Raw genomic sequence first — 4,691 nt, forward strand, 5'->3', positions numbered from 1 at the left:
GGAACCCGAGCTGCAGCGCTCGGACGGACATCCGCGCGGCTTCGGCGACCTGCGTCACCGTCAATGCCTGATCGGCGTTGTCCTCGATGAAGGCCTTCGCGCGCCGGACGGCGGCCGAGGACGCGAAGTCGAAGGTGCGCGCGCGTGCCGCAACATCGATCGGGAACGCAGCGAGCGCGGCCGTCACGACCGTCTCGAACGTGGCCGCGCGAATGGCGTCGTTGTGGAAGACGTCGCTGACCTGGATCACGCTGTTCCAGGCGTAGTTGACGGTGCGCATCCAGTGGGCGCGCATGACGGGAGAGACGGCCTCGTGTCGACCGAAAACCAGTCGCGCGTCATCGACGCCCTGCTGCGCGGCAGCTGCCTTCGCAAGGTGCTCCGTGTCGATGTTCACCATCAGAACGTCGAGTTCCTCCGAGCTGGAGCTTCCGGGCCCGGGCGTGAACAGGAAGGGCTGCGACGAGTCGATCTGGTCGCGATTCGACTCGACGGCGTAGCGGCCCGCGAGGCGCAGGCCGAAGGCGGCCACGTCGTGGAAGTCGACCGCGATGTCCATGCGGGAGTTGATCTTGAACCGGGTGAAGTTGACCCCGTTCTCACCGCGCGTGAAGTGCTGGTAGGTGAAGTCGCCGGTCGCAGGCTCGCGCAGCTCTGCGCGCGGGTACACCCTGCGGGCGATCTGCTCGGCCTCGCCGACGTCGGTCGTCTGGAACGACTCGTCGATGATCACGTGAGCGATTCCGAACCGCCGTCCTGACCACTGCCGCCGCCGGAGTGGTCGTCTTCCTCATAGAAAAGATCGCAGCTCGCGCAGTAGAGCGCGTTGCCGCGATCGATCAGGATGCTTCCGCAGATGGGGCAGACGTCCGGGGAGGTGGCGTCTGGCTGGGTCATGGCGGCGACCCCCTGTTCTTGATGTATCGGTGTGCCGGGTCGGCCTCGACGGTACGCGGAAGAACCGCGATCGGGACACTCCCTTGACCTCTCCGGGGAGTAGGCCCTATAGAGGCGGCACGGCTGCGTGCGGCCGGAACGACGAAGTGACCGGCGGAGACCCGCCGGTCACTTCGTGGTACGGCTGCTCAGGCCTGGGCGGGGCGAATGTTCGCCGCCTGCGGGCCCTTCTGGCCGCGCTCGGTGTCGAATTCGACCTTCTGACCCTCTTCGAGGTTGCGGAAGCCGCTGCCCGAGATGGCGGAGAAGTGGGCGAAGACGTCGGCCGAGCCGTCGTCGGGGGAGATGAAGCCGTAGCCCTTCTCCGAGTTGAACCATTTGACGGTGCCGGTGGCCATATCGTCGTCTTTCTTTCGTGTTCCCGGACGGCTGTTGCGGTCCGGCGTTCCGCGGCGGCGGCGCCGTCGCGGACGTGGGGGGACGTGCTGCACGGCGAGGTGCACCACGTCGAAGTCGTCGCTGCTCAGAGCCTCGCACGCGAGCGCGAGCGTAGGGAAGAGCCCGCGTGGTCTTGCGTGTGCGTCGTGAAGCGCGAAGCCGTTCGCCGAGGCGGCGACGAAGCCGGCGAATTCGCCCGCGATCGTCGCCACGTGGATGTCGTCGTCGGCCTGCCGCCAGACGGGGTGAACCGCGGCGAGGGTGTTCGGTGAAGCAGAGAGGTAAATCGGATTTCGTTTCGTGAGCCGCGGCCCGGCCGACATTGGTCGGGCGCCGCGGGAAGATCTGGGGCGCTATGCGCGCCGGTACTGTGCGATGACGGGGCAGGCGAACGGATCGCGCGCCTGAAGCCCCACCCTATTGAGATATGCGATCACGATGGCGTATGACTGCGCCAGCGTGGTCTCAGTGTACGGGATGCCGCTGGCAGCGCAGTGCTCGCGCACGATGAGACGCGCTTCCGCCAGTCGGGGGCGGGCCATGCTCGGGAAGAGGTGGTGTTCGACCTGGTAGTTGAGGCCGCCGAACAGCGCCGTCGCCCACCAGCCGCCCGACACGTTGCGCGAGGTGCGCACCTGCTTGGAGAAGAAGTCGAGCTTCACCGATGCCGGGATGATGGGCATTCCCTTGTGATTCGGTGCGAACGAAGCCCCCATGTAGATGCCGAAGACGGCGAGCTGCACGCCGAGGAAGGCGGCGGCGATGCCGGGCGGCAGGAACCAGAACAGCAGGCCGAGGTAGACCCCGAAGCGCGCGGCGATCAGCGCGATCTCGGTCGCACGGTGCTTGACCGGCTCGGGGCGCCCCAGCAGCTTGAACGACGTCCAGTGCAGGTTCAGCCCCTCGAGCGTCAGCAGGGGGAAGAAGAGGTAGCCCTGGCGGCGCGTGATCCACGCGAGCAGGCCGGTCTGGCGGGCGGCATCCTCTTCGGTGAACGAGATGGTGTCGAACGCGATGTCGGGGTCCTTGCCGAGCTGGTTCGGGTTCGCGTGGTGGCGCGAGTGCTTGTTCTGCCACCAGGCGTAGCTCATGCCGATCACGAAGGTGCCGAGCACGCGGCCGACCCAGTCGTTGGCCGAGCCGGAGACGAGGATCTGCTTGTGCGCGGCCTCGTGGGCGAGGAACGCGAACTGCGTCAGGATCAGGCCGAGCACGCCGGCCAGGATGAGCTGGAACCAGCTGTGGCCGAGCAATACCATTCCCACCACGTCGCCTGCGGTCGCGACGAGCAGTCCGAGTGCGAGGAGCGCGTAGAACAGCCGCGCCCGACGCAGCAGCCCATCGGCCTTCACGGCGCGTGAGACCGCCGTGTACGACGCGGTCGCGTCGAAAGCGTCGTCGCGCCGCGTTGTGGTGCGGATCGCGCCCAGGCGCCCCTCGAGCAGTTCGGCAGTGGTGAATGGTGTGGCCATCTGGCCCCCGTTCGATCGCGGCCTCAGAAAAGCCTTCTACACAAAAGGCAAGCCGCCGATCGTTGCGGGCAACGCTACAGAGTAACTGCCGGTCGAAACCGGCAGTCCCCTGGCAATCCGCAGCCGCTAGCCGAGCATCAGCTCGGCACCGGCCTCGTCAGGCGTGACCCTCTCGAGCGGCGAGGCCATCGGGCGCCACACGAGCACCGGGCAGGCGGCGCGCTGTGCGACCCGGGTGCTCACCGAGCCGAGGAACAGTGCCCGCGCCATGCCGGCGCCGGTGCTGCCGGTCACGACCATCTCGGCGTGGCGGCTCGCCTCGATCAGGATGTCGGCGGCGTCGCCGTAGACGGACTGCGTGACCACCTCGACGCCCTTGGGGACCTCGACCTTCGCGAGCGCGTCGCTGAGGATCTCGAGCGAGTCGGCCTCGGGGTTCCAGTTGATCGGGGGGCCGGGCACGAAGCCCTGCCCGACGGGCCACGACCAGGCGCTGATCACGCGCACCGTGCAGCCGAGCGCCTGTGCCAGGCGCAGACCCTCACGCAGCGCTCCGAGGGCCGCTGCCGAGCCGTCGATGCCGACGACCAGTTCGCGGTTCACGGGGGTGTGCTCGTTCATCGGTTACCTTCCTGTCCTGCCTGGCGTGGTTGCCATGCATCTTGTATCTGAGATGAGTCTAGCGCATGAAGGCCGTGCTGACCATACTGATTTCCATGGACCTCGATCGAACGATCCAGACCAGCGAACCGTGGGCAGCGCCCGCAGCCGCCGTTCTCGAGGGCCTGGGGAGTTCGGATCAGGGGCTCACCGCGGCTGAGGCATCCGCTCGCCTCGATCAGCACGGCCGCAACGTGCTCAGCCCGCCCAAGTCGGCGCCGTGGTGGAAGCGCGTGCTGCTGCAGTTCAAAGACGTCCTCATCTACGTGCTGCTCGCGTCGGCGCTGCTCAAGGCGGTCATCGGCGACTGGGTCGACTTCGCCGTGATCCTCGCGGTCGCCGTGATCAACGCCGTCATCGGGCTGGTGCAGGAAGGCAGGGCCGAGCAGGCGCTCAACGCCATCCGCGGCATGCTCTCGACGCAGGCGCACGTCATGCGCGCCGGCGTCTGGATCGAGCTGGATGCCTCAGAGCTGGTCCCCGGCGACGTGGTGCGCGTGCGCGCCGGCGACCGGGTGCCGGCCGACGTGCGCCTGCTCGACGCGGCGAACCTGCAGGTCGACGAATCCGCTCTCACGGGCGAGGCCGAGCCGTCGACCAAGTTCGTCGAGCCGGTCGCGCAGGCCGCTGAGCTCGGCGACCGCACGTCGATGATGTTCTCGGGCACGCTCGTCGCCGCGGGCACGGGGCGCGGCGTCGTGGTCGCCACGGGCGGCACCACCGAGATCGGTCACATCCAGACGCTCGTCACCGAGGTCGAGGCCGTCGAGACGCCGCTCGCGATCGCCCTCGCGCGCTTCGGCCGGCTGATCGCCTGGACGATCGTCGCGATGACGGTCGTGATGACGGCGATCGGATTCTTCGTGCACGGCTTCGGCCTGCAGGAGATCGTGTCGGCGGCCATCGGCTTCGCGGTCGCCGCGATCCCCGAGGGGCTTCCCGCGCTCGTGACCATCACGCTCGCGCTCGGCGTGCAGCAGATGGCGCGGCGGCACGCGATCACGCGCCGCCTTCCGGCCGTCGAGGCGCTTGGCTCGGTGACCGTGATCTGCTCGGACAAGACGGGCACGCTGACGAAGAACGAGATGACGGCGCGCGCCGTGCGCACCGCCGCACGCGCGTACGAGATCGAGGGGACGGGCTATGCGCCGCTCGGGGCGGTGACGCGCGAGGGGGTGCCGGCGCCGGCGTCGGCCAATGCCGACCTGCGGATCCTCGCGGAGG

Annotated in this window: 6 protein-coding genes; 1 reads left to right on the forward strand and 5 read right to left on the reverse strand. The window is 68.4% G+C overall.

The features are described 5' to 3' along the window. The 5 genes from ACM2XV_RS12550 to ACM2XV_RS12570 form a co-directional block, all read right to left on the reverse strand. Window positions 1-733, reverse strand: a 733-nt coding sequence (locus ACM2XV_RS12550) for a hypothetical protein (RefSeq protein ID WP_487027165.1), incomplete at its 3' end; no start/stop codon positions are given. Beyond that, a complete protein-coding gene (locus ACM2XV_RS12555; RefSeq protein ID WP_344773478.1) occupies window positions 730-897 on the reverse strand; it encodes a hypothetical protein in 168 nt (55 codons plus the stop codon). The genes ACM2XV_RS12555 and ACM2XV_RS12550, both read right to left, overlap by 4 nt. 188 nt (window positions 898-1,085) lie before the next feature. After that, window positions 1,086-1,295: a cold-shock protein gene (locus ACM2XV_RS12560; protein WP_344773738.1), complete on the reverse strand. Its 210-nt coding sequence runs from the start codon at window positions 1,293-1,295 to the stop codon at window positions 1,086-1,088. A gap of 393 nt (window positions 1,296-1,688) precedes the next feature. Continuing rightward, window positions 1,689-2,807 (reverse strand): fatty acid desaturase family protein, encoded by a 1,119-nt coding sequence (locus ACM2XV_RS12565; RefSeq protein ID WP_344773476.1) that lies wholly within the window; start codon window positions 2,805-2,807, stop codon window positions 1,689-1,691. Window positions 2,808-2,933: 126 nt separating this feature from the next. Continuing rightward, window positions 2,934-3,428 carry a universal stress protein gene (locus tag ACM2XV_RS12570; RefSeq protein ID WP_344773474.1) on the reverse strand — a complete coding sequence of 165 codons (495 nt, stop codon included), beginning with the start codon at window positions 3,426-3,428 and terminating at the stop codon, window positions 2,934-2,936. Window positions 3,429-3,523: 95 nt separating this feature from the next. On the opposite strand from ACM2XV_RS12570, the gene ACM2XV_RS12575 reads away from it, so the two are divergent. Then, window positions 3,524-4,691: cation-translocating P-type ATPase (locus tag ACM2XV_RS12575; protein ID WP_487027166.1), on the forward strand; the 1,168-nt coding region annotated here is incomplete at its 3' end.

This window comes from Gryllotalpicola sp. CP2-P1 (assembly GCF_057512245.1).

What these genes read in the sequence shown, in the direction of transcription:
- ACM2XV_RS12560 (WP_344773738.1), bottom strand. Translation starts at nt 1,295, where the DNA reads ATGGCCACCGGCACCGTCAAATGGTTCAACTCGGAGAAGGGCTACGGC.
- ACM2XV_RS12555 (WP_344773478.1), bottom strand. Translation starts at nt 897, where the DNA reads ATGACCCAGCCAGACGCCACCTCCCCGGACGTCTGCCCCATCTGCGGA.
- ACM2XV_RS12565 (WP_344773476.1), bottom strand. Translation starts at nt 2,807, where the DNA reads ATGGCCACACCATTCACCACTGCCGAACTGCTCGAGGGGCGCCTGGGC.
- ACM2XV_RS12570 (WP_344773474.1), bottom strand. Translation starts at nt 3,428, where the DNA reads ATGAACGAGCACACCCCCGTGAACCGCGAACTGGTCGTCGGCATCGAC.